At 58.7% G+C, this 22,578-nt stretch carries 20 protein-coding genes, 1 other RNA gene and 2 pseudogenes; 8 read left to right on the plus strand and 15 right to left on the minus strand.

Translation table 11 applies throughout. From position 1 onward, the window contains the following. Positions 1-7: 7 nt before the first annotated feature. Both rimI and tsaD read left to right on the plus strand, forming a co-directional pair. A complete protein-coding gene (gene rimI, locus NFS22_RS01935) occupies positions 8-463 on the plus strand; it encodes a ribosomal protein S18-alanine N-acetyltransferase (protein ID WP_251316085.1) in 456 nt (151 codons plus the stop codon). A 101-nt stretch (positions 464-564) separates the two neighbouring features. Next, a complete protein-coding gene (tsaD, locus tag NFS22_RS01940; protein WP_251316086.1) occupies positions 565-1,575 on the plus strand; it encodes a tRNA (adenosine(37)-N6)-threonylcarbamoyltransferase complex transferase subunit TsaD in 1,011 nt (336 codons plus the stop codon). Positions 1,576-2,027: 452 nt separating this feature from the next. Here tsaD and NFS22_RS01945 read toward each other — a convergent pair whose 3' ends face one another. After that, on the minus strand, positions 2,028-4,439 hold the full coding sequence (locus NFS22_RS01945) for a glycyl radical protein (RefSeq protein ID WP_251316087.1): 2,412 nt from the start codon (positions 4,437-4,439) through the stop codon (positions 2,028-2,030). A gap of 208 nt (positions 4,440-4,647) precedes the next feature. Between NFS22_RS01945 and NFS22_RS01950 the strand changes: the two genes are divergently transcribed. The 3 genes from NFS22_RS01950 to NFS22_RS01960 are packed head-to-tail and all read left to right on the plus strand — an operon-like array spanning position 4,648 to position 7,147. After that, positions 4,648-5,418, plus strand: a complete 771-nt coding sequence (locus tag NFS22_RS01950) for a glycyl-radical enzyme activating protein (protein WP_251316088.1) — start codon at positions 4,648-4,650, stop codon at positions 5,416-5,418. Positions 5,419-5,433: 15 nt separating this feature from the next. Further along, complete coding sequence (locus NFS22_RS01955; protein WP_251316089.1) at positions 5,434-6,180, plus strand: DeoR/GlpR family DNA-binding transcription regulator; 747 nt, start codon at positions 5,434-5,436, stop codon at positions 6,178-6,180. A gap of 28 nt (positions 6,181-6,208) precedes the next feature. Continuing rightward, on the plus strand, positions 6,209-7,147 hold the full coding sequence (locus tag NFS22_RS01960; RefSeq protein WP_251316090.1) for an ROK family protein: 939 nt from the start codon (positions 6,209-6,211) through the stop codon (positions 7,145-7,147). Positions 7,148-7,220: 73 nt separating this feature from the next. Here the strand turns inward: NFS22_RS01960 and NFS22_RS01965 are convergent, their stop codons facing one another. The 3 genes from NFS22_RS01965 to ffs all read right to left on the minus strand — a co-directional run bounded on the left by NFS22_RS01965 (position 7,221) and on the right by ffs (position 9,672). Continuing rightward, positions 7,221-7,571, minus strand: coding sequence for a YbaB/EbfC family nucleoid-associated protein (locus NFS22_RS01965; RefSeq protein WP_251316091.1), 351 nt, complete (start codon positions 7,569-7,571; stop codon positions 7,221-7,223). A gap of 24 nt (positions 7,572-7,595) precedes the next feature. Then, positions 7,596-9,341, minus strand: coding sequence for a DNA polymerase III subunit gamma/tau (gene dnaX / locus NFS22_RS01970; protein WP_251316092.1), 1,746 nt, complete (start codon positions 9,339-9,341; stop codon positions 7,596-7,598). 64 nt (positions 9,342-9,405) lie between these two features. Next, an RNA gene (gene ffs, locus NFS22_RS01975) (signal recognition particle sRNA large type) lies at positions 9,406-9,672 on the minus strand. Positions 9,673-9,782: 110 nt separating this feature from the next. On the opposite strand from ffs, the gene NFS22_RS01980 reads away from it, so the two are divergent. Continuing rightward, the gene (locus NFS22_RS01980; RefSeq protein WP_251316093.1) at positions 9,783-10,247 is read left to right on the plus strand and encodes a hypothetical protein; all 465 of its coding nucleotides are present in this window, start codon (positions 9,783-9,785) and stop codon (positions 10,245-10,247) included. 92 nt (positions 10,248-10,339) lie between these two features. On the opposite strand, the gene NFS22_RS01985 is transcribed toward NFS22_RS01980, so the two are convergent. The 5 genes from NFS22_RS01985 to NFS22_RS02005 form a co-directional block, all read right to left on the minus strand. Continuing rightward, positions 10,340-11,347 (minus strand): hypothetical protein, encoded by a 1,008-nt coding sequence (locus tag NFS22_RS01985; protein WP_251316094.1) that lies wholly within the window; start codon positions 11,345-11,347, stop codon positions 10,340-10,342. A gap of 21 nt (positions 11,348-11,368) precedes the next feature. Continuing rightward, a complete protein-coding gene (locus tag NFS22_RS01990; RefSeq protein ID WP_251316095.1) occupies positions 11,369-12,142 on the minus strand; it encodes a DUF6033 family protein in 774 nt (257 codons plus the stop codon). After that, on the minus strand, positions 12,139-13,521 hold the full coding sequence (locus NFS22_RS01995; RefSeq protein WP_251316096.1) for a sensor histidine kinase: 1,383 nt from the start codon (positions 13,519-13,521) through the stop codon (positions 12,139-12,141). Before NFS22_RS01995 ends, NFS22_RS01990 begins: the two co-directional genes overlap by 4 nt. Then, positions 13,518-14,249, minus strand: coding sequence for a LytR/AlgR family response regulator transcription factor (locus NFS22_RS02000; protein WP_251316097.1), 732 nt, complete (start codon positions 14,247-14,249; stop codon positions 13,518-13,520). The genes NFS22_RS01995 and NFS22_RS02000 overlap by 4 nt, the downstream gene beginning before the upstream one ends. 207 nt (positions 14,250-14,456) lie before the next feature. Then, the gene (locus NFS22_RS02005; RefSeq protein ID WP_251316098.1) at positions 14,457-14,636 is read right to left on the minus strand and encodes a helix-turn-helix domain-containing protein; all 180 of its coding nucleotides are present in this window, start codon (positions 14,634-14,636) and stop codon (positions 14,457-14,459) included. On the opposite strand from NFS22_RS02005, the pseudogene NFS22_RS02010 reads away from it, so the two are divergent. Further along, a pseudogene (locus NFS22_RS02010) lies at positions 14,612-15,034 on the plus strand (ATP-binding cassette domain-containing protein); the annotation flags it as partial. The gene NFS22_RS02005 and the pseudogene NFS22_RS02010 overlap by 25 nt on opposite strands. A 181-nt stretch (positions 15,035-15,215) precedes the next feature. Here NFS22_RS02010 and NFS22_RS02015 read toward each other — a convergent pair. The 3 genes and pseudogenes from NFS22_RS02015 to NFS22_RS02025 all read right to left on the minus strand — a co-directional run. Then, positions 15,216-15,623, minus strand: coding sequence for a type II toxin-antitoxin system HicB family antitoxin (locus tag NFS22_RS02015; RefSeq protein WP_251316099.1), 408 nt, complete (start codon positions 15,621-15,623; stop codon positions 15,216-15,218). 12 nt (positions 15,624-15,635) lie between these two features. Continuing rightward, positions 15,636-15,824, minus strand: coding sequence for a type II toxin-antitoxin system HicA family toxin (locus NFS22_RS02020; RefSeq protein ID WP_251316100.1), 189 nt, complete (start codon positions 15,822-15,824; stop codon positions 15,636-15,638). A 278-nt stretch (positions 15,825-16,102) separates the two neighbouring features. Beyond that, positions 16,103-16,240, minus strand: a pseudogene (locus tag NFS22_RS02025) (transposase); the annotation flags it as partial. 210 nt (positions 16,241-16,450) lie between these two features. Here NFS22_RS02025 and NFS22_RS02030 point away from each other — a divergent pair. Then, positions 16,451-19,102: a translation factor GTPase family protein gene (locus NFS22_RS02030; protein WP_251316101.1), complete on the plus strand. Its 2,652-nt coding sequence runs from the start codon at positions 16,451-16,453 to the stop codon at positions 19,100-19,102. A gap of 59 nt (positions 19,103-19,161) precedes the next feature. Here the strand turns inward: NFS22_RS02030 and NFS22_RS02035 are convergent, their stop codons facing one another. The 3 genes from NFS22_RS02035 to nagB all read right to left on the minus strand — a co-directional run bounded on the left by NFS22_RS02035 (position 19,162) and on the right by nagB (position 22,540). After that, positions 19,162-20,352 (minus strand): ABC transporter ATP-binding protein, encoded by a 1,191-nt coding sequence (locus NFS22_RS02035; protein WP_251316102.1) that lies wholly within the window; start codon positions 20,350-20,352, stop codon positions 19,162-19,164. Positions 20,353-20,669: 317 nt separating this feature from the next. Continuing rightward, positions 20,670-21,797 (minus strand): N-acetylglucosamine-6-phosphate deacetylase, encoded by a 1,128-nt coding sequence (gene nagA, locus NFS22_RS02040; protein ID WP_251316103.1) that lies wholly within the window; start codon positions 21,795-21,797, stop codon positions 20,670-20,672. Then, positions 21,794-22,540 (minus strand): glucosamine-6-phosphate deaminase, encoded by a 747-nt coding sequence (nagB, locus tag NFS22_RS02045; RefSeq protein ID WP_251316104.1) that lies wholly within the window; start codon positions 22,538-22,540, stop codon positions 21,794-21,796. Before nagB ends, nagA begins: the two co-directional genes overlap by 4 nt. Positions 22,541-22,578: the final 38 nt, after the last annotated feature.

Below are 22,578 nucleotides of genomic sequence, written 5' to 3' on the forward strand. Positions count from 1 at the left end.
TTTTTCTATGTACTACGAAATCGTCCCCATGGACCGCAGCCACATCCCTCAGATCGCGGCACTGGAGCGGGAGTGCTTTACCGACCCCTGGAGCGAGCGCCTGCTGGAGGACGCCCTGTTCGACCCACAGGCCAGCTTTATCGTGGCCGAAGACGGGGAGGAGGGCAACATCCTGGGCTACGCCGGCCTCCACGCCGTGCTGGACGAGGGCTACATTGACAATATCGCCGTCGCCCCCGACGCCCGGCGGCACGGGGTGGCCTCCGCCCTGCTGGACGTGTTCTGCCGGTTTGGAGCGGCCAACCTGGCCTTCCTCACCCTGGAGGTACGCAAGTCCAACGCTCCCGCCATTGCCCTGTATGAGAAATTCGGCTTTCAGCAGGCCGGCCTGCGCCCCGGCTACTACCAGCGTCCAAAGGAGGACGCCGTCATCATGACCCGGGAGTTTTCAGAGCATCCATAGTGCGCGGCAACCCATCGCTTTGTTACCATGTATCTTTTTACGAAAAGCGGCGGGCCAAGGCCGTCCCGCCCTGCGATATTCCCCTTGAAAGTGGTGTTTTTATGAATATTTTAGCCATTGAATCCTCCTGCGACGATACCGCCGCCGCCGTGGTAAGGGACGGCCGGACGGTACTGTCCAGTTGTGTATCCTCCCAGATTGAGATGCACACCGTCTACGGCGGGGTGGTACCTGAAATCGCCTCCCGGAAGCATGTGGAGGCCATTTCCGCGCTGACGGACAAGGCTGTCTCGGACGCCGGGCTGACAAAAGCGGATCTGGACGCTGTGGCCGTCACCTATGCCCCTGGACTGATCGGGGCGGTGCTGGTGGGGGTCAACTTTGCCAAGGGGGCGGCCATGGCCCTGGACCTGCCCCTCATCCCTGTCCATCACGTGCGGGGACACATTGCCGCCAACTACATCACCCACCCTGATTTAGAGCCCCCCTTCGTCTGCCTGTGCGTCTCCGGGGGGACCACCGCCATTGTGGACGTGCGGTCCTACACGGAAATGGCTGTCCTGGGCTCCACCCGGGACGACGCCGCCGGGGAGTGCTTTGACAAGGTGGCCCGGGTGCTGGGTATCGGCTACCCCGGGGGCGGTCCCATGGACAAGCTGGCCCAGGGGGGAGATGACCAGAAATATGTCCTGCCTGTGGCCCACGTGTCCGGGGCGGAGCTGGATATGTCCTTTTCCGGGCTGAAAACCGCCAGTCTGAACCTGATCCACAACAGCCAGCAAAAGGGCGACGAGCTGGACCTGCCCTCCTTTGCCGCCAGCTTTGGCCGGGCGGTGAGCGACAGCTTGGTACCTCGGGTCATGCTGGCTGCCCGGAAAATGGGCTATGGGAAAATTGCCGTGGCCGGGGGAGTGGCCGCCAACAGCCGCATCCGGGCCGACCTCCAGGCCGCCTGCGCCCGCAGCGGAGACCGGCTCTTCCTCCCGGAACTGAAATTCTGCGGAGATAACGCCGCCATGATCGGCTGCCAGGGCTTTTATGAGTACCAGTCGGGCCGCACAGCCGGCTGGGACCTGAATGCCTGCGCCACCAGAGACATCTCCCTGGGATGATATTGCGTTATGTCACCCGCACTGTGGAAAAACCTGTGGAAACTGTGGATAACTCCCCTGAGGTTTCCTTATGCGCTTCTGTTATGTAAATCATTGGGCAAAAACTTGCTGATGCAGTAAATTAAATGCAGAAAAGGTTATTTCGCCTTTTCTGCATTATGTTATAGAAGAGGAAGCTGCTCAAACCAAAAAGACTGGGCCAAAGGAACAAAAGGAGGTCTATCCATGAAACGTATAGCTGTGCTTCTGGCGGCGGTGGCCGCAAGCATTGGCATAGTGATGGCGGCCCTGGCCGCCGCATTCTCCCGTCGTGAGAATTATTAGTCAAAGAAACTCAGCTGTCAGTCCTCAAATATTTTGCCCCCAGATGCAGTGCTTCCGCTTGCCTGCATCTGGGGGCTTTTGTCTATCATCCGTTTTGGCCGGGGCGGTTCATGGGTTGGAGGGCGTGATTACAGTGTCTGTTCTGTGCGGGCAATGATGTCGTCCTGGGTCTGGCGGGACAGCACATTAAAGAAGGCACTGTACCCGGCCACCCGGACAATCAGGTCCCGGTGGTCCTCCGGGTGGACCTGGGCATCCAGCAGGGTCTCCCGGGAGACCACGTTATATTGCACATGGTAGCCATGGAGAGCATTAAAGAAGGCGCGGATCAGGGCAATGAGCTTGGTCTTGTTCTCCTCTCGGGACAACAGGGTGGGGGTCACCTTCTGGTTGAGGAGGACGCCGCCGGTAATATCGGCGGTGGGAAGCTTGGACACGCTTTTAAATACTGCTGTGGGGCCGTGGACATCCATAGCGTGACTGGGGGAGCAGCCCTCGGCCAGGGGCTCACCGGCGTGACGTCCGTCCGGGGTGGCCAGGGTTCCTCGCCCCTGGCCCACATTGGCGGAGATGGAGGAGGTGCCCGCATACCGGATACCGCCGATAGGGCCCCGGCCAAAGCGGGTGTTGGGGTACTTCTTAATCTCGTCAATGTAGACGTTGTAGGCATCTACCACCAGCCGGTCTACATAGTCGTCGTCATTGCCGTACTTGGGGGCCTCGTGGATAAGCAGCTGGCGGATGCGCTCCCCCTCCTCCCCGGCAAAGTCACTCTGGAGGGCCTGCCACAGCTGGGCGGGAGTGAGCTGTTTCTCCTCAAAGACCAGCTTTTTGATGGCGGCCAGGGAGTCGGCCAGGTTGGCAATGCCCACCTGGAGGCCGCTGATAAAGTCGTACACCGCGCCCCCCTCCTTGAGGGTCAGCCCCCGGCCAATGCAGTCCTGGCACAGGGCGGAACAGAGGATGTCGGGCACATCCTCCTCCAGCACCATGTCGCAGGCATTCTCAATGATGGCGCTGTGGCGGGTGAAGTCCCGAATTACCACATCCCAGGCGCGGGCCAGCTGGTCGTAGGAGGTCATCTCCGTAAAGTGGCCCGCCCCCTGGGTCAGCTTTTTGCCGCTCTGGGGGTCCACGCCGCCGTTCATGGCGATGAGCAGGGATTTGGGGAAGTTGAGGAAGCTCATGCCGGTACACCGGTAGCCCCACTTGCCGGGGACGGCCGTCTCTACACAGCCGATGGCGGAGTAGTTATAGGCGTCCTCCTCCTTCACTCCCCGGGAAATAAAGGAGGGGATGATGATTTCGTCGTTGTTGAAGGCGGGCATGCCAAAGCCCAGCTTTACCACCTCAATGGCCTCGGACATGAAGTCCTCAGACAATCCGGCGTGGTAGCGCACCGTCAGGTTGGGCTGGGGCAGGCGGGTCTGGGCCACGCTGCGCAGAATCAGGTAGGACATGGGGTTAACCGCGTCTCTCTTGTCCGGGGTCTGCCCCCCCACGGTGACGTTCTGGTACAGGGGGGACCCGGCAGAGAACTGGGTGTGGCTCCAGGAGCGGATCTTGTTGATGGTAAAGGTCTTGAGCCACAGGTTGGTCATCAGCTCGCAGGCGCTGTCTTCGGTAATCCGGCCTTCAGCCAGGTCTTTGGCGTAGTAGGGGTACAGGTACTGGTCCATCCGCCCGTAGGACAGGGAGTGGCCGTTGGACTCAATCTGGAGCACTAGGTGGACCAGCCACAGGGACTGCACCGCCTCCTGGAAGGTGTCCGCCGGCTGGTAGGGCACCTTGCGCAGGATACGGGCCATCTCGGTCAGCTCCTCTGCCCGCTGTGCGGGGGCGGACTTGGCCTGTTCCTCCGCCAGATTGGCATACCGGGCGGCAAAGGCCCGGACGGCGTCAATGACAATCAGAATGGCCCGGTAGAAGTAGGACTTTTTCAGATTTTTGCAGTCGGTCAGGTCCAGCTGTTCCAGGCAGGCCCTGGTGCGGGCCTCATAGTCCTTCAGCCCTAACCGCAGCAGATCGGCGTAGGCCACCGCCACATGGGCGTCGCCGGAGGTAATGTTGCCCTCGGCTTTGATGATGCCCAGGTCGTAGAACACCCGGCTGTCCGGGGGGATGGCGGCCAGTCCTCTGTCCAGCAGGGTGTTGTGCTGCCAGAAGGGGTAAATCTCCCGCAATTCCTCCTTGGTCTTCTCACTGATGCGGAATACATCGCCGTCCCGGCCCTCAAACTCATCCAGTTCCTGGATAACCCAGTCCATGGCGTACTCCGGAAAGATGGGGGCCGCCCGGTTGGCGGAGGCCTGATTGCCCGCCAGCAGGGTGTCGGGCTCAATGAAAATGCTCATGTGCTCCAAAATGTTCTGGAGCATGTAGGCCCGTTTCAGGGTGACGGGCTGGTCGGCGTACTCCCGGTAACTCTGGGTGGTGAGGATGGCCCGCTCCGCGCACACCTGAGGCTCTGTCTCCAAAAGTTCCTCCCGGAAGTGGTTCATCCGGGCTGTCAGTTCTCCAAAATGCTGTGTATTTTTCATAGTCCGCGACCTCCTGTTCAAAACTGCCAGTGGGGAAGGCTTCCCCCAGGTTTGATCTCATCATAGCAGACCTCGATCTGCAAGTCAACGAAAACTTACGAATAAAAGTATACAAATTTTCTTTTGTAACTTTGTGCCCTTTTGCGCCTTTACATGCCGCCCCTCAGGCTGGTATAATGGTGGTACAATTGACAGGAGGCTTTTGTCCATGGAACTGACCGGCCATATCTTTAACATTCAAAAATTCAGCATTAACGACGGCCCCGGCATCCGTACCACCGTCTTTTTTCAGGGCTGTCCCCTGGCCTGCCGCTGGTGCGCCAACCCGGAGTCCCAAAACCGGTATGCCGTCCAGGCCCAGCTGCTCAACGACGACCGGTGCCGCCGCCGGGAGGTGACGGTGGACCAGGTTATGGCCGAGGTCTTGCAGGACAAGCCCTTCTATGACCAGTCCGGGGGCGGAATGACCCTGTCCGGCGGGGAGGTGCTCCAGCAGGCGGATTTTGCCGCCGCCCTGTGCCGGGCGGCCCGGGCTGAGGGGGTCCACACCGCTGCGGAGACCACCGGTTTCGCCTCGCCGGAGCATTTCCGGATGCTGCTGGAGGAGATCGACCTTCTCCTGATCGACGTCAAGCACTTCGACCCCGGCAAACACCGGGAGGGCGCCGGGGTGGACAACCGGCTCATCCTGGATAACCTCCGTACTGCCGCCGCCTCAGGCAAGCCTATGATCGCCCGCATCCCGGTGATTCCCCGGTTCAACAGCACGCTGGAGGACGCCAGCGGGCTGGCCCGGCTTCTGACCGGCCTGGAGGTGAAGGAGGTCCATCTGCTCCCCTTCCACCAGTTCGGGGAACGGAAGTACCAGCAGATGGGCGTCCCCTACGACTACGACGGTACAGACCAGCTCCATCCGGAGAACCTGACGGATTACCGCCAGATCTTTCTGGACGCCGGGTTGGACTGCACCTTCCGATAACAGGGAGGTGCCGCTATGAAACGAGCGCGGGAGTCGCAGATTCTGGAGCTGCTGTCCCAGTGGGGACGGATGGAGGTCACTGTCCTGGCCCAGCGGCTTGGGGTGTCCCAGGTGACGGTGCGAAAGGACCTAGACGCCCTGGAGGAGCGGGGTATCCTCCGCCGGGAGCACGGCTTTGCCGTGCTGGGCAGTCCGGACGATGTAAACGGCCGGCTGGCCGTCCACTACGAGGAGAAGCGGCGCATTGCCCAAAGGGCGGCGGAGCTGGTGTCCCCCGGAGAGACAGTGATGATTGAAAGCGGAAGCTGCTGCGCCCTGCTGGCCGAGGAGATCGCCCAGAGCAAGCCAGGGGCCACCATCATCACCAACAGCGCCTTTATCGCCAGCTACATCCGTCGGGCGGAGGGGGCCAGGGTGGTACTGCTGGGGGGCGACTTTCAGAATGACAGCCAGGTCATGGTGGGCCCCATCCTCAAGGTGTGCGCCCGGCAGTTCTATGTGGAGCACCTCTTTGTGGGGGCGGACGGCTGGTCCCGGGAGCTGGGCTTTGCCGGAAGCGACCATCTGCGAGTTCAGGCCGTGCGGGATATGGCAGAGCATGCGGGCCAGGTGGTGGTGGTCACGGAGAGCGGAAAATTTGCCCAGCGGGGCACGGTCCCCCTGAACCTGACCGTCTCCGCCGTGGTTACCGACGGCGGGCTTACCCAGGAACAGGCTGCCGCCCTGGAGGGGGCGGATATTCAGGTCTGTCAGGGCCAATAAATCCCCATTTGTTGGAAGGAGATTGTCTATGAGCGCTTATCGAATCGGCATTGACGCAGGAGGAACCAAGGTGGCCTACGGCCTGTTTGACCGGGAGAACAATCTGCTGGACCGCTTTCAGCAGCCCACCCCTGTGGAGGCGGACGGCCCGGCCTTCTGCGCCATGGTGGAGGACAGCGTCCGTGCGCTGCTGGAGAAAAACCGCCTCACTCCGGGGGAGCTGGAGGGGGTAGGCCTTTGCATGCCCTCCTTTATCCTCTTTGACCAGGGATATGTGTGCATGACCTCCGCAATGGTGAACATCCGGGATTTTGCCATGCGGGACTACCTGTCCCGGCGGCTTGGGGTCCGGGTGGTGCTGGACAACGACAGCAACGTGGCCGCCCTGGCCGAACACCGCTTTGGCGCAGGACAGGGCAGCCGGAACATGATTTACATGGCCGTCAGCACCGGAATCGGAAGCGGACTGATTCTCAATGGCCAGCTCTTCCGGGGCAGCTATGGCTGGGCCGGAGAGTGCGGCCACATGCTGATTACCCCGGATGAGGGAGAGCTGTGCGGCTGTCAGAACCGGGGGTGCTTTATGTCCTGGGCCTCCGGACGGTTTATCCCCATTCAGATTCGGAAGAAATCCGCCGGGCGGCAAACCTGCCTGGACCTGGGACCTGGCCTTGACGGCGCGGAGCTGCTCCGGGCCTGTCAGGGGGGGGACCCCTTTGCTCTGGAGATGCTGGACCAGGCCGCCCGCTATATCGGGGTGTGCGCCTTCAACATCTATCAGCTGCTTAATGTCAACCTCTACGTCTTCGGCGGAGGGCTGGTCAACTTCGGTCCCCTCCTCTTTGACCGGGTACGGGCGGAATTTGACCGCCGCAACCACATCCCCCAGCCGGTGGACTTTCGATTTGCCCAGCTGAAACAGGATTTTGGCATCATTGGCGCGGCGGAACTGCTGCGGGATACATAAAAAACCGCCGTGGAGCAATCCACGGCGGTTTTTATCATCAACCAGCAGCTTTTGGTATGTTCGGGCTTTCTTATTACAGCCCCAGGCCGCCCAGGTTCAGTCCTCCGGTGAGGGACTGCATGGTGCTGGCGGCGTCCGCGTCAGCGGCACGCATGGCCTCGTTGACAGCGGCCACAACCATGTCCTGGAGCATCTCCACATCCTCAGGGTCCACGGCTTCCGGATCAATGGTCAGGTTTTTCAGCTCATGCTTGCCGTTGACCGTGGCGGTGACCATCCCGCCTCCAGAGGCGGCAGAATACTCCTTCTCCTGGAGCTCCTGCTGCATGCGCAGCATGTCCTGCTGCATCTTCTGGGCCTGCTTAATCATATTCATGTTCATTCCGCCGCCCATACCGGGCATACGGCCATATCCTTTTGCCATAACAAAAAACTCCTCTCTGGCAGATTATTGAATGGTAATATTGTCCAGACCGCCAAAGGACATCAAATCGTCCAGGGGGTCCTTTTCCGCCGCAGGGGGCGCGGGCGACTGCGCTGGTTCCTCCGGCGGGGGAGTTCCGGTAACTACGCTGACCTGGGGCTGTCCGCCAAAGGTGGCGGCCGCCGCCTGAGCCAGCTTTTCCAGCACCGCCGGCTTGTTCAGCATAGAGCGGGTGAACTCGCTGTCCACCCACAGGGTGAGCTTCCCGTTTTTCCAAACGCCGGTCACCTTGGCGGGATTGTTTAAATAGGGCATCACTGTGGGGGGCACCTTCCCCCGCAGTCCCGCCGCGAAAGAGGGCCAAAAGCGGCTGTCGCCGCCCCCCTGGCCCGCAGGGGTGGTCTGCGTGGGAGCCGGAGCGGGCCTGACAGCCCCAGGCCTGGGCGGTTCCGCCTTTGGAATGGGCTCCGGCGAGTCAAAAATAAAGTCAGCTTCTTCTGGGGGCTCCTCCGGCAGAGGAGGGCGGTCATCCTCCCAGGGGGGACGGCTGTCCACAGCCGGCTCAGCCGGTTTGGGCGGGGCCTTGACGGGCTCCGTGGCCGGGGCAGATACCGGGGCTGAAATTCCCTGGGCAATTTTTTCCTCCAGCCGGGCGATCCGGGCGGACAGCCCGGCAAAGGACTGGTCCAGGCTCTCGTCGCTGAGACGGATCAGGCACAACTCCGCATCGGTGCGCCGGTTGGCGCTGCGGGACAGCCCGGCGGCGGTGTCCTGGAGGAGGGTAAGCATTTGCAGCAGCCGCTGGGCGGACAGCTGTTCCCCCAGACGGCGCAGAGTGGCCTCATCATAGCCCCCGGCCATCAGGGCTCCACAGCCCTGGGGGGCTGTCTTGCGCAGCAGCAGGTCCCGGGCCAGGGAGGACAGCTCCCCCAGCACCGAACCCACATCCTTGCCGTTGGCATACAGCCGGCCCAGGGTGTCCAGGGCGGCAGCTGTGTCCCGCCGGGCCAGCTGGTCCATAAGGTTGGCGGTCTCCACATTGCCGGCCAGGCCCAGGGTATCCAAAATAGCCTGCTCATCCACGGCGGACTTACCCCCGGCGCACTGGTCCAGCAGAGACAGAGCGTCCCGCAGGCCGCCGTCAGCCAGGCGGGCCAGCAGGGCGGCCCCCTCCGGGGTCAGGGGGATTTTTTCCTCCGCCGCCACATACTCCAGCCGCTGGGCGATCCGCATGGGCAAGATCCGCTTGAAGGCAAACTGCTGGCACCGGCTTTTGATGGTGGCGGGTACCTTGTGCAGCTCAGTGGTGGCCAGGATGAACAGCAGATGGGAAGGCGGCTCCTCCAGAATCTTCAAAAGCGCGTTAAAGGCGGCGGTGGACAGCATATGGACCTCGTCCACAATGTACACCCGTTTTTGGACGGCGGCGGGGGTATACACCGCCTCATCCCGCAGGGCCCGGACCTGGTCCACGCCGTTGTTGGAGGCGGCATCCAGCTCCAGCACGTCCAAAATGGAGCCGTTTTCAATCCCCAAGCAGGCGGGGCAGGCGTTGCAGGGGTTGCCCTGCTGGGGATTTTGGCAGTTTACCGCCCGGGCCAGAATTTTGGCGCAGGTGGTCTTGCCCGTCCCCCGGGTGCCGGTGAACAGGTAGGCGTGGGAAAGCCGCCCCGCCGCCGTCTGACGCTTCAGGGTGTCGGTGATGTGCTCCTGACCCACCACATCGTCAAAGGTACAGGGCCGCCATTTGCGGTATAACGCCTGGTACACTGTCTGTTCACCTCCAAAAGGCTCCCTCTCTGATGGAGGAAAATTAACTCGGCACAGAGCAAGACCGCACACCGGCCTTTGAAGCGCGGGACATACCCGTTACCTGGACAGCCGGCTCAAGACCAGTGAACCCACGGCACACGCGTCCAAACGCTTAGTGCTGCTCGGTTCCCCGCCTGACACGGTTCACGCCAGCCACGTTGCGCGGGACCGGTCTGTCATCACTGCTTTTCCAGGGCAGACGATACCTCCACACGTCCGGGGGCCGGGATTCATCCCCGCTGCAGCGGATTGCGGGTACAGGGCACCGCTATCTCCCCGACTAGTGCGGCCTTGCTCCGTACCGAGACGGAATAAAGGCTTTTCATATTGTACTATACTTTTTCCAGTTTCGCAACGATTATTTTCGAAAATTTTAATGGTGCAGGCAGTAATGGTCATATGCAGGATCAGGATACTTGCCCGTTAGAGGTCTGGCTAACACTTCGGAACCTTGTAAAAGACGCACATACTGACAATCAAGAAACCTTATTAGAAGGGGACTGGTATTTTTCCTTTGTTATAGGCCGTAGTCAGTCTCCAGAAGTAATTTCACTTCCCGACACCGAGGTAATGGCAATGGTCTTGGATACGCACGAAGAAATTCCGGTTATAGTCACTAATATTGAATTGACTAATACTGGCTTACGCTTGCAATATACACATGAAGAAGGAACGCTATCCCTTTCTAACCAAGAAATTAGGGTAGTATTGGAGAATGGCAAGATCATCGGTAATAACGGCGGTATTGGAAGTCCAACTGAGGACAACCTTGCTATGAAATTCTCCTACCAGTGGCTTGTTCCTGTAAATTTGAATGAAGTTGCTGTCATCCTAATTGGTAAAACGGAAGTCAATGTCCTGTGATACCCTTCACAGCAAATAATTTCCCTGCCAAGAGTTGAAGCAGAAGGACAAGGCCCAAGCCTTGTCCTTCCGCTTTATTTTGAGAGGGATAATCACAAAATTGCCACGCCGCTCCAAACCTGGGCCTGCGTGATTGCCAGAACGGTTTCGGTGGGGACACCGGCGATCTCGTCGCCGAAGATCGCTTGCAGATTTCCGCCCGTCAGCATGGCGGCAAGCTGGGATTTTGCTGCGCTGGCCGAAAGCAGATCGGAGGCTTGCATACGCCGCTGAATCTGTTTCTCCACCGCCAGCTTCATAAACTCGGTGTGGCGGGCCATACGCAAATCCCACCAGCTTTCTTCATCGTCAGAGCCGCTCTTGGAATAGGTGATCTCACCGCCCGCACTGGAAGAACAGGCGTTACAGATATTCCCGTCCTCACCGATGGCAACGGCCTGGGACATATCCCATGTACTACCGGGCATGATGGCCTCGTTCCGCGCTGCGTCAAAGGCAAACCATGTATCAATCTTCGCAAAAATCTCCTGGGCGTAGGCGCTGTCTGTCTCCATGCGCTCCTGCACCTTGGGATGGATGACCACAGCCTTGCTCCCAGGCGGGACGTTGCCCAGGGCGTGAATCTCCTTGGGAGCGGTAAACCTGCCGTCTATGGAGCCGTAGAAGGGATTGGCCCCGGTGGGCTGCCAATTCTCCAGTGTTTCCTTCGCTTTGTCCCCCTCCTGATATAACAGGTAGTGGGGGTAGTCGTTCCGCGTCCTCCAATAGCCGCTGCTGGCGTCAAAGACGTGATAGACCAGATTGGGGTACTTGGCTTTCAGCATCGTTTCCAGGGAAGGTGCCTCCACGGATTCTACACCCGCCGCCTGCACCTGTCCGGCGGACCGCACCGACAAATCCATCATCAGGCTGGTGGGCATCGCCGCCATGCCTGCCAGACCGCCCAGGCCAGTGGTGAACGTGTCGGCCCTGCTTCTGCTGGCCTGTGCCGCCATATCCATGAAGCTGCTGCCCTGCGTCCCGGTCTGCTTTGTTTCACGGGACTTTGTGGGGGTGCTGTATGTCTGTGTCCCGTAACTCGGTTGAATCGTATTGCTCATTGTATCACCCTTCCTGTTTCATTACATATTGAGGAAAAACATATTTGCTCCTGCCGGTAAAGAAATCTCCGGCGTAACGGTGGGGGCAGATACCATCCGCATTTTCAGCAGATCACCGATATTGGAAAAGGACTTTTCCAGCGCCTCGGCTTGTGCGGTACGCTCCCACATCGCCCTGCGTTCCGCTGCCGCCGCCGCAGCCTGCTCTTGATACTGCCGCTGCTGTTCCACTTTTTTCTTGGCCTTTTCCGCATTGATCCTGTTTACCTCGGCCACACGCTCCGGGGAATCACCACAACCACCGATATAGGTCACACTTCCATCCTCATGGATTACCACGCCGCAAGGCTCATAGTTAAGGCCCTGGGCGGCGAACTGTGCTTTCAATCTTGGAGTAGCATTGAAAAAATCATCAATCTTCTGCTCGTAATACGCTGCCTTTTCCGGGTCATTTGCCATATCCTCTAAAATGTTGGGCGCAATCACAACGCTGTTGCCGTTCATGCGACCGCCCGCTTTTTGAAGGCTGGCTTGGTCTTTTCCGACGCTCTGAATCGTGATCTGTCCGTATTTGTTTTCCAGGTGTTTCTTGTAAGCATCAACATTTGATGTTTCACCCTCGTTGGTGACTTCTGGCCTGCTGCTGATTTCCAGCATGTCAGCCGTGCCTCTGCTGACCTTTGCCGCCATATCCAGAAAACTGGAAGTCCGTGCCGCCGCACTCCGAACGGTGCGGTTTTCGAGCAGGGGGCTATACATCCTGTTCAAATATCTGCAATCAATCATGCCGCTCATAAACTACTCCTTTCCTGCAATAGAACTGTTGCGGAAAATTCCTGTTGAACTGCTTTCAACTCCAATTCTCCCATATACTTCTCCGCCTCCCGGCGCACGTTGGCAAGACCGATGCCGTGCATGGAGGCGTCCTCCTGTTTCGTTGTGGCAGGCAAGCCGTCCTGCCCGAATACCACCTCACCCGTGAAAGAGTTTTTGACCTCGATCAGAAAGAAACGTCCTTTTCTCTTTCCAATCAGCACGATAAACCGCTCACCCTCGCTGACCTTCTCGCAAGCCTCCACCGCGTTTTGCAGAAGATTTTGAAGGATGATACCCACATCAAAGGCATCATAGGCCCCTGGATCGGGGTAATGGAACTCCACCTGGAAACGGATGCCCAGGTCAAGGCTCCGCCGCCGTGTATCGTTGACGATCACATCCGTGACCGGGTTGCCTGTCTGGAGCGTCAGCTCAAAGCCGTTCATGCTCTCGTCCAGCTTGGCGATATAGTCCTCCAGGCTGGCGTACTCGCCGCGACCGGCCAGCCCCTTGATATTGGTCAGATGGCCCCGCATTTCATGTTTCAGTTGGCGGATGCGGGCGTAGAACTGTTCCGCCTCATGGATGCGCGCCCGGATCGCCTGTGTCTGCTGACGCTCCATAAAATAGGTACCCTGTTCCTCCCGCAGCGCCGCCATCCCCTGCTGAAAGGCGATGGTCAGCCAGGCCCCGGCGTAGAACAGCAGGGCCAGTACCGGCACTACCGCCAAAAACGCCGGGTGGCGCTCATAGAGCTGAAGCAGAACGCCGTCCTCGAACTCAATCAGCAGTCGGGAAATCATTTGCCCGAACAAAATCCCCGCCGTTGGCACTAAGCTGATATAGCACAGTTCCCGCCGTTGGAGCGTCATTCGCTGTTTTCTCATTTGACGCTGGAGGGCATAGAGCATGACAGCCAACAGAGTGGCATGGGACACCAGGAACAGCATAACCAGCAGGGCGGCGCGGAGAAAGACCGCCTTTGGCGGTTCCAGTTGGAAGGGCAGCGACCGCTCCACGATGAAGTACAGGCTTTGCACCATCAGGCCGCTGGAAATCCTGGCGTTAAAATAGAGCAGCGTCAAGAGGAATATGAAGGATTTTTCCAGGCCAATCCATTTTGACGCCGCCAGCAGCATCACAGCCAAAATCAGCCCGAAGGAACCTTGCGGGAGCGCCGCCCGGTTGCATACCAGCTCAAAGAGGATGTACGCAGAAAAAACAATAAGCAGCTTTCGCCACTTCCGGCCCTGGGCGGGGACAAATGGCTTAAAAAATGCGGTGAGCAGGATGGCGTAGGTCAGTTCTGCCCCAGCGGAAAAAGCACTGTTGAAAATGCGGAATCCCGTTTCACTCATAGGCCCGCTCCTTTTTTCAAGAAATGAAGATACGCTTTTACAAAGTCCTGGTACTTATACTTTGAAAGTAAAAGCCTCTCCCCATTTGTCAGTGTTACTTCCGTTTTGCTGTATCCGTCCACATAGGAGAGATTGACAAGATACCCCTTGTGGATGCGGAAAAACTGGTCTTGCAGTTCCAACTCCAAATCTCCGATTTTTGCGTAACAGGCAAATACGCCATCCTTCAAATGCAGTTCGACCTTGTGATTGCTGCTTTCGATGTAGTAGATGCTGTCCAGCGGTACGGTCTTGCTGGCGTTGGCGGATTGGAGCGTCAGCACAGGTCCCTTCTGCGGGTTTTCCCGGCGGGTCTGTATCTGCTCCACCGCACGGGTAAAAACTTGGGCAAACTTTTCCTCGTCCACCGGCTTCAGCAGATATTGGAATGCCCCCACGTCAAAGGCATCGAACACATACCGCTCATAGCCGGTCACGAAGATAATGACCGGCTGCGTTCCGGTCGTCCGTTCCCGGATCGTCCGGGCCAGAGCCATACCATCCAGGCGGTCGCCGGAGGAGGCCAGCTCTATGTCCAGAAAAAGAAGGTCAAGTTCTTGGGTGTCTGCAAGGCAGTCACCGGCAGAAGCGTACTCCACGATCTCACAGGGGCAGGACTGCGCCCTAATCAATGACGAGAGATAGGCGCGGGTATTGGCTTCATCATCACAAATTGCAATTCTTATCATGGTGGCATTCCTCTATACATTATTCGTTCAAATGGGCGCTTGAGTAAAGCCGATTGACGTGAATAGACGATTTGAGAGCGTGACTGGACAGCCATACTATATCAAGCAATCACATCTGAATAGCAGAAAGCAGGATTTTCAACAGGCAGAACGGAGCATGCAACACGTCCTCCGCTCTGCCTGTTTTGACATCCGTATCCAGACTGATTATTTAATCCCGTATATTTTTCTATATTCCTTCGGCCCCATGCCATAGGCATTTTTGAACAGCTTGGCGAAATAGCCGGAACCGTGATAGCCAACTTTAGCCGCAATCGCGGCGATGCCATAGTCAGAATTTTTCAGCAGGAACAACGCCTGATTCAACGGTGGCAAGCCTGATCGCACGTTTTTGGGATGTGACCCAGGGCTGCATCCGCATCGGCGGACGGGACGTGCGGGAGCTGAACCCTGACGGGCTGCTGCACTATATCAGCGAGGTCTTTCAAGAAAATACGCTGCTGGCGGATACGATCTACAACAACATCAAGGCCGGACGGGACAGCGCAACAGAGGAAGAAGTGATTGCCGCCGCCAAAGCCGCCCATTGCCATGAGTTTATAGAGAAACTGCCGGAGGGGTATCATACCCATCTTTCCGAGGGCGGCAACACGCTTTCCGGCGGAGAGAAGCAGCGGATCGCCATAGCAAGAGCCATTTTGAAAGACGCGCCGATTCTGCTGTTAGATGAATCCACGGCATCCTTGGACGCCGACAACGAGGCCAAAATCAATCAGGCGTTAGAGCCTGTTTAAAAACTTTAGACAAGAGGGGGAGAGAAGTAGATAATAAGGGAAAACAGACAGGAGATGAGGATAGGATGCATCAATATCCAAATTAGAAGATTTTAAACAGGCTCTTAGGGTTTTATATAACTGCGTCATCCAAATAAGCACAGCGGCTACAGAAACCACTGTGCTTATTTTTTTACTCGCTCAGACCTGCGTTCAACCGCTCCACAAGCGCCGATTGGAGTACAGCGGAGAAGTTCAACTGCTGGGCCTCCGCCATATTATTAAGCCATGCGGGGATTGACAGCGTTTTCTTGACCGCCTTAGTAGAGCTGGCCTTGAGGTACTCGCTGGGCGAGAACTCGATCATGACCACAAACTCACCGCTTTCCAGTTCTGCGCCGTTCGGAGCAGACGGAGCGGGGAGCGTCGACTTTCCCTCTGCGGCATCTTCATAGTACAAGCCGAGAGCATCCTTGATATTTTCAACCGCTTCGGGCAAGGTCTCGCCCTGTGAAATGCACCCGCTGACATCATGCAGCCAAACGCTGTAGCCGCCCTCATCTTCTGGATGCATGATTGCCGGGTAGTAGAGCTTATCCATATCGCAACCTCCTCATTTCAGACCTGCATCTTTCAGGATTTTCTGTTCCGTGCCTTTTTTCAAATCTTTACTGTGCTTTGGCACCGTGGTGGTTTTTCCTGTTTCCTCATTTCGGAAGAAGTGGTGAGAACCGTTTGACCTCTCCAACCGGAAGCCATTAGCCTCTAGGAGCCTTATCATCTCATGCGGCGTCATCGGCATCTCTATCCCTCCTCTTTAGCTATCCTCATTATACACGTATCTTACGTATGAGTCAAGAGAAGAGAGACGCATATAGTACACAATCTTTTGCATCTGTCCACAAAATATGAAGTGTAAACTTTCACTTGTTTAACACAAAACAACCCCACAAATTACACACAGAAGAGTTAATATACAAGTACCGAAAGGGAAAACAAATGACAATCAGAGTAAACCATAGGAGGCAATCATATGAACCACACAATTTTTAAATGTGGTTATCCCTTTAACTCAGCCGGACAGAGGTGCCGGCAGCCGCATTTCGGGCAAACATACCCCGCCTTCCACCGCAGCGTTGCCAGATATTCCCGACACTGACTCTCAGTTGAAAACTGTTTCAGCAACGTCCCTAGGGGATATCTCTCTCGCTTTGCCATGCCCCTTTTCCTCGCTTTCTGGTATCATGGCCTGATTTTCTCTAAAATAGCCCGCGTGCACCTCTATTTATTATCCTTTATGCAAAAAGAGCAATTTTTCACGGGCGAACTGCACCCTATTCAGAAATGTCTATCGACTAATGATTTTTCATGTGATATAATTCCTCATAAAATATTTATAAAGTAATTAGAGATCAGGAAGTGAACGTAATGGGTGATGGACCAGGAAAAAAGCCAGTCAAGCGAATTTGTATGGGTCTGTTGGCCCATGTAGACGCGGGGAAGACCACCCTGTCCGAGGGGCTGCTCTACCTCAGCGGCGCGGTGCGCAGGCTGGGCCGGGTGGACCACCAGGACGCCTTTTTAGACACCGACGCCCAGGAGCGGGAGCGGGGAATCACCATCTTTTCCAAACAGGCGGAATTTTCCTGGGCGGACACCGCCTTCACCCTGTTGGATACGCCGGGGCATGTGGACTTCTCCGCTGAGATGGAGCGCACCCTCCAGGTGCTGGACTGCGCCATTCTGGTCATCAGCGGCTCCGACGGCATCCAAGGCCATACCCGTACCCTGTGGCAGCTGCTGGCCCGGCATGCCATCCCCACCTTCCTCTTCATTAACAAAATGGATCTAGCGGGCAGCGACCGAAACGCCCTGCTGGCTCAATTACAGACCAAATTTGACAGCGGCTGTCTGGATTTTACCGCCGGGCTGGAACCCCTTCAGGAGGACCTGGCCTCCTGCGACGAGGAGGTGATGGACCGGTATCTGTCCGGCGAGGAAATAACGGCGGAGGACACAGCCTCCCTTGCCGCCCGGCGGCTGGTGTTTCCCTGTTTCTTCGGCTCGGCGCTGAAGCTGGAGGGGGTGGAGGAGCTGCTGGACGGCCTGTCCCGGTACGCCGTACCCCCCAGCTACCCCAGTGACTTTGGGGCCCGGGTGTTCAAGATCGCCCGGGACGGTAACGACCGGCTTACTTATTTGAAGCTCACCGGGGGCAGTCTCAAGGTGCGTACCGTTCTGGAGGGGGAGGGCTGGCAGGAGAAGGTGAACCAGATACGGATATACTCTGGAACCAAGTACCGGACAGTGGACGAGGCCCCCGCCGGGACGGTGTGCGCCCTCACCGGCCTGACCCGGACCCGGCCGGGGGATGTGCTGGGGGCGGAGCCGCCCTCCCTGGAGCCCGAGCTGGAGCCGGTGCTTACCTACCAGGTGATCCTGCCTCCGGACTGCGACGTCCACACCATGCTCCGCAATCTCCGCCAGCTGGAGGAGGAGGACCCCCAGCTCCGGGTGGTTTGGAACGAGGCGCTGGGGGAGATCCATCTCCAGCTCATGGGGGAGGTCCAGCTGGAGGTGATGACCCGGCTGATCCAGGAGCGGTTCGGAGTGACAGTGGCCTTCGGCACAGGGAAGATTGTCTACCGGGAGACGATCGCCAACGCGGTGGAGGGGGTGGGTCACTTTGAGCCTCTGCGCCACTACGCCGAGGTCCACCTGCTGCTGGAGCCCGGCCCCAGGGGCAGCGGACTGCGTATCGCCTCCGCCTGTCCCACCGACCAGTTGGACCTGAACTGGCAGAGGCTCATCTTCACCCATCTGATGGAGAAGCGCCACCGGGGCGTGCTCACCGGGGCGCCCATCACCGACATTAAAATCACCCTGGCAGCGGGCCGGGCCCATATCAAGCACACCGAAGGGGGCGACTTCCGTCAGGCCACCTATCGGGCGGTGCGGCAGGGCCTGATGCAGGCGGAGAGCGTTCTGCTGGAGCCCCACTACGATTTCTCCCTGGAGCTCCCCCCCGACTGTGTGGGCCGGGCTATGAACGACCTCCAGACCATGGGGGGCAGCGTGGAGGGCCCGGAACAGGAGGGAGAGCTGTCCCTCCTCACCGGCCACGCCCCGGTGGCCGGCCTGCGGGACTACTGGAAAGAGGTCACTGCCTACACCCACGGCCGGGGGCGGCTGTCCTGTTCCCTCCGGGGGTACGAGCCCTGCGCCAATCAGGAGGAGATTGTCTCCCAATTCGGCTACGACCCGGAGCGGGACCTTGAAAATCCGCCCGACTCCGTCTTCTGTTCCCATGGGGCGGGGGTCACCGTAAAATGGGACAAGGTGCGAGAGCATATGCATGTGGACAGCGGCCTGCGGCTGGGGGTGGAGCCGCCCCGGGAGGAGCCCTCCGCCCCCGCCGGGGGACAGCGGCAGTACCGGGGGGGCAGCTTGGAGCAGGACAAGGAGCTCCAGGCCGTCTTTGAGCGCACATACGGCAAGGTGGAGCGGGATTTTGCCTTCCAGCCCACAAAAAAGCCCGCCCGTACCAGTCTGGACGACAAAAAGTATACCATCCGGGAGCAGAAAACAGGTCCGGAATATCTGCTGGTGGACGGCTACAACATTATCTTTGCCTGGGACGAGCTGAAGGAGCTGGCCCGGCAGGATGTGGCGGCGGCGCGGGGGGCTCTGGAGGACATTTTGTCCAATTACCAAGGCTTTCGCAAGTGCGTGGTGATTCTGGTGTTTGACGCCTACAAGGTGAAGGGCAATCCGGGATCGGTGGAGAAAAAGAACAACATCTACGTGGTATACACCAAGGAGGCCGAAACGGCGGACGCCTACATTGAAAAGGCCACCTACGACCTGGGAAAGGACCACCGGGTGCGGGTGGCCACCTCCGACGGGCTGGAACAGCTAATTATCCTGGGCCACGGCGCCCTGCGGCTGTCCGCCCGCTCCTTCAAGGCGGAGGTGGAGCAGGCCCAGGGGGAAATTTCCGCTCTGGTTGCCAGGTTGAACCGGCGCAATACTGGAGACTGGAAATTGAAACACACCGCCCGGATCATTGAGAAAAACTGAACCGGCCCCGCCTTTCCATCAAAGGCGGGGCCGGTGATTTTGCGGGGAGGAAGGATTGCTTAGAACTCCAGATTCTTGCCGTCTTTGCCGAAGAGGTGGCAGACGTTGCCGCTGAAGGTCAGGTTCAGCTTGTCGCCGGCGTGGTAGGAGTCGATGCGCTCACCCTCAGAGTTCATGGTGGGCACGATCACCACCACGTCCTTGCCGTTGGCGTTGGCGTGGAAGTGGACCTCGGAGCCCATCAGCTCGGACACGTCGATCGTGGCGGACAGGGTGTTGCCGGGCTGCTTGGCCAGCACCATGTGGCTGGGACGCACGCCCAGAGTGATGTCCTGGGGCTGTACCTTGTGAGCGGCCAGATTCTTCTGCTTCTCCTCGGAGAGCACCACCTTGCAGTTCTCCACGGTCACGGCGTACTTGCCGCCCTCGTTGACCAGCTTGGCGTTGAAGTAGTTCATCTGAGGCATGCCGATAAAGCCGGACACAAACAGATTGGCGGGGTGGTCAAAGACCTCCTGAGGGGTGCCGATCTGCTGGATGAAGCCGTCCTTCATGATGACGATCCGGTCGCCCAGAGTCATAGCCTCGGTCTGGTCGTGGGTAACGTAGATAAAGGTGGTGTTGATCTTCTGGCGCAGCTTGATGATCTCGGCGCGCATCTGGTTACGCAGCTTGGCGTCCAGGTTGGACAGCGGCTCATCCATCAGCAGCACCTTGGGCTCACGGACGATAGCGCGGCCAATGGCCACACGCTGGCGCTGGCCGCCGGACAGAGCCTTGGGCTTGCGGTCCAGATACTGGGTGATATCCAGGATCTCGGCGGCCTCCTTCACCCGGCGGTCGATCTCGTCCTTGTCCATCTTGCGCAGCTTCAGGGGGAAGGCCATGTTCTCATACACCGTCATATGGGGGTACAGAGCGTAGCTCTGGAACACCATGGCGATGTCCCGGTTCTTGGGCTCCACATCATTCATCAGCTTGCCATCGATGTACAGCTCGCCGCCGGAGATTTCCTCCAGGCCGGCCACCATGCGCAGAGTGGTGGACTTGCCGCAGCCAGAGGGGCCGACCAGCACGATGAATTCCTTGTCAGCGATGTCCAGGTTGAAGGACTGGACAGCGATAACGCCCTGATCCGTAACCTGCAGGTTGGTCTTCTTCTCAGGCTCACCCTTCTTTTTCTTGGCTTTCTTCTGGTCGTTGCTGTGGGGATAAATCTTCTGGATGTTCTTCAGGTTCAGAGTTGCCATAATGTTCGGCTTTGATGGAGCGGCCTCCGCCTTTCCACCTCGCCCTGGGGCAGCGTAGTCCTCAGGGGCTTTACAGCAGGTCTCCACACTGCTGCACCGCAAGCCGCGGCGGTATGTTTCCTCCTTTTGTTTTGGTGCCGGGCGCTATGTAAGACTTTTATCCGCACTTGGGCCCTGTCCGGATCAGTTCCCGCTGAGCGGCCTTCGGTCCGAGATGGAGTAGCGTCCCGACCCTTGGATTATATTTGGAAAAGCGAACGGGTCCGCTCATTCCAACGGATTAAGGCTCCCTCAGAGAGGGAGGCTTTTTCCAGCTCCTACACCTGCTGTCCTTTAAAAACAATAGCCTTGATGGACAGGTCTTTCTGGTTCAGCAGGACAATACTGGCCTCCTTGCCCACGTCCAGGGTACCGGTCCGGTGGTCAATGCCAATGGACTGGGCGGGGTTGTAGGTACAGGCGCGGACGGCGTCGGCCACAGGGATGCCGAAAGAGACGGCCTGGCGCAGACAGCCCATCAGGCTGGTGACGGAGCCGGCCAGCGTCTCCGGGTGACCCAGAATGGTGGCCCGGTTGCCGTGGACCTCGATCATCTGGCCGCCGAAGGGGTACTCCCCGTCGGGCATGCCGGTGGCCCGGAGGGAGTCGGAGATGATAATCATCCGCTCCTTGCCGAACAGGCCGAAGGTGAGGCGCACCACAGCCGGGTGGACATGGATGCCGTCGCAGATCAGCTCGGGCTTGACGGTGGGGACCTCCCAGGCCGCGCCGATTACACCGGGGTCCCGGTGGGCCAGGGGGGGCATGGCGTTATACAGGTGGGTGGCGTGGTCGGCTCCCGCCTCAAAGGCCGCCTTGGCCGTTTCGTAGTTGGCCACAGTATGGCCCACAGAGACGTGAATGCCCAGCTCCGCTGCTGCCCGGATAAACTCAATGGACCCGGGCTGCTCAGGGGCCAGGGTGACCAAACGCACACAGCCCTCCGCCGCCTCTTGCAGCCGTTTCAGCATGGCGGCGTCCGGGTCATGGAGGTAATCTCCATTCTGCGCCCCCTTTTTGGCCATGCACAGGAAGGGACCCTCCAGATGGGCGCCCACCACCTCGGCACCGCCGGTATTTTGCCGGCGGTGGGCGGCGGTATTTTTGCAGATGGCGGTAAGCTGGTCCTCGGGGAGGGTCATACCGGCGGGGCAGATGTAGGTGACCCCCTGGGACAGCTCGTAGTCAGCGATTTTTTGCAGACCGTCTGGGGTGGCGTCGGAAAAATCCTCCCCCACGCAGCCGTGGAAGTGGACGTCCACCAGACCGGGGATGACGTAGCACCCGGCGGCGTCCAGAACGGCGCCGTCCCCGCTGGTTTCGGCAATCAGCGCCGCGTCGGTGCAGACGTCCCGGAGGACAAAGCCCTGCGCCAGGTCAAAGACCTGACCGCCGGTGATCCTCATTTGACCACCCCGGCGGCAATCACCTTGCTGAGGGCAGCCTCATCAGCCACCAGAACCACGTCAGAGTGGAGCTGGAGGATAGAGCCGGGGCAGTGGGGGTTGATGGGACCGCAGACAGTGTTGTAAACGGCCTCGGCCTTCTCCTCGCCGCTGGCAATGAGGAGAATCTTTTTAGCGGCCATAATGGGGCCAATGCCCATGGTAAAGGCCTGCTTGGGCACGTCGTCCCGGGTGGCGAAGAAGCGGGCGTTGGCGTCGATGGTGCGCTCGGTCAGGTCCACCACGTGAGTGGGCTTGACAAAGACGTCGCCGGGCTCGTTGAAGCCGATATGGCCGTTGTGGCCCACGCCCAGCAGCTGCAAATCGATGCCGCCCAGGGAGCGGATATAGGCATCGTACCCGGTGCACTCGCCGTCGGGGTCGGAGGCCAGGCCGTCAGGTACCCGGGTGTTCTCAGGCAGGATGTCTACATGGTCGAACAGCTGCTTTTGCATAAAGTAGCGGTAGCCCTGGTCATGCTCGGGGGACAGGCCCTTGTACTCGTCCAGGTTGACGGTGCGGACCTCTTTAAAGCTGAGCTTGCCCTCTTTGTTCAGCTCAATGAGCCGCTTGTACATGCCAATGGGGGTGGAGCCGGTGGCCAGACCCAGTACGCAGTTAGGGCGGTGGATAATCTCGGCGGCCATGACCTGGGCGGCCCGGAGGCTCATGGCCTCGTAGTCTTTTTCACGATAGATTCTCATAATACATGACTCCTTTATTTTATAACAGATTTTGGGGA

It is taken from the genome of Flintibacter muris, assembly GCF_943192995.1.
Lineage (GTDB): Bacteria > Bacillota > Clostridia > Oscillospirales > Oscillospiraceae > Lawsonibacter > Lawsonibacter muris.

Excerpts from the sequence above, each read along its gene's own strand:
- rimI (WP_251316085.1), top strand. The coding sequence starts at position 8 with ATGTACTACGAAATCGTCCCCATGGACCGCAGCCACATCCCTCAGATC.
- tsaD (WP_251316086.1), top strand. The coding sequence starts at position 565 with ATGAATATTTTAGCCATTGAATCCTCCTGCGACGATACCGCCGCCGCC.
- NFS22_RS01945 (WP_251316087.1), bottom strand. The coding sequence starts at position 4,439 with ATGAAAAATACACAGCATTTTGGAGAACTGACAGCCCGGATGAACCAC.
- NFS22_RS01950 (WP_251316088.1), top strand. The coding sequence starts at position 4,648 with ATGGAACTGACCGGCCATATCTTTAACATTCAAAAATTCAGCATTAAC.
- NFS22_RS01955 (WP_251316089.1), top strand. The coding sequence starts at position 5,434 with ATGAAACGAGCGCGGGAGTCGCAGATTCTGGAGCTGCTGTCCCAGTGG.
- NFS22_RS01960 (WP_251316090.1), top strand. The coding sequence starts at position 6,209 with ATGAGCGCTTATCGAATCGGCATTGACGCAGGAGGAACCAAGGTGGCC.
- NFS22_RS01965 (WP_251316091.1), bottom strand. The coding sequence starts at position 7,571 with ATGGCAAAAGGATATGGCCGTATGCCCGGTATGGGCGGCGGAATGAAC.
- NFS22_RS01980 (WP_251316093.1), top strand. The coding sequence starts at position 9,783 with ATGCAGGATCAGGATACTTGCCCGTTAGAGGTCTGGCTAACACTTCGG.
- NFS22_RS01985 (WP_251316094.1), bottom strand. The coding sequence starts at position 11,347 with ATGAGCAATACGATTCAACCGAGTTACGGGACACAGACATACAGCACC.
- NFS22_RS01990 (WP_251316095.1), bottom strand. The coding sequence starts at position 12,142 with ATGAGCGGCATGATTGATTGCAGATATTTGAACAGGATGTATAGCCCC.
- NFS22_RS01995 (WP_251316096.1), bottom strand. The coding sequence starts at position 13,521 with ATGAGTGAAACGGGATTCCGCATTTTCAACAGTGCTTTTTCCGCTGGG.
- NFS22_RS02000 (WP_251316097.1), bottom strand. The coding sequence starts at position 14,249 with ATGATAAGAATTGCAATTTGTGATGATGAAGCCAATACCCGCGCCTAT.
- NFS22_RS02015 (WP_251316099.1), bottom strand. The coding sequence starts at position 15,623 with ATGGATAAGCTCTACTACCCGGCAATCATGCATCCAGAAGATGAGGGC.
- NFS22_RS02020 (WP_251316100.1), bottom strand. The coding sequence starts at position 15,824 with ATGCCGATGACGCCGCATGAGATGATAAGGCTCCTAGAGGCTAATGGC.
- NFS22_RS02030 (WP_251316101.1), top strand. The coding sequence starts at position 16,451 with ATGGGTGATGGACCAGGAAAAAAGCCAGTCAAGCGAATTTGTATGGGT.
- NFS22_RS02035 (WP_251316102.1), bottom strand. The coding sequence starts at position 20,352 with ATGGCAACTCTGAACCTGAAGAACATCCAGAAGATTTATCCCCACAGC.
- nagA (WP_251316103.1), bottom strand. The coding sequence starts at position 21,797 with ATGAGGATCACCGGCGGTCAGGTCTTTGACCTGGCGCAGGGCTTTGTC.
- nagB (WP_251316104.1), bottom strand. The coding sequence starts at position 22,540 with ATGAGAATCTATCGTGAAAAAGACTACGAGGCCATGAGCCTCCGGGCC.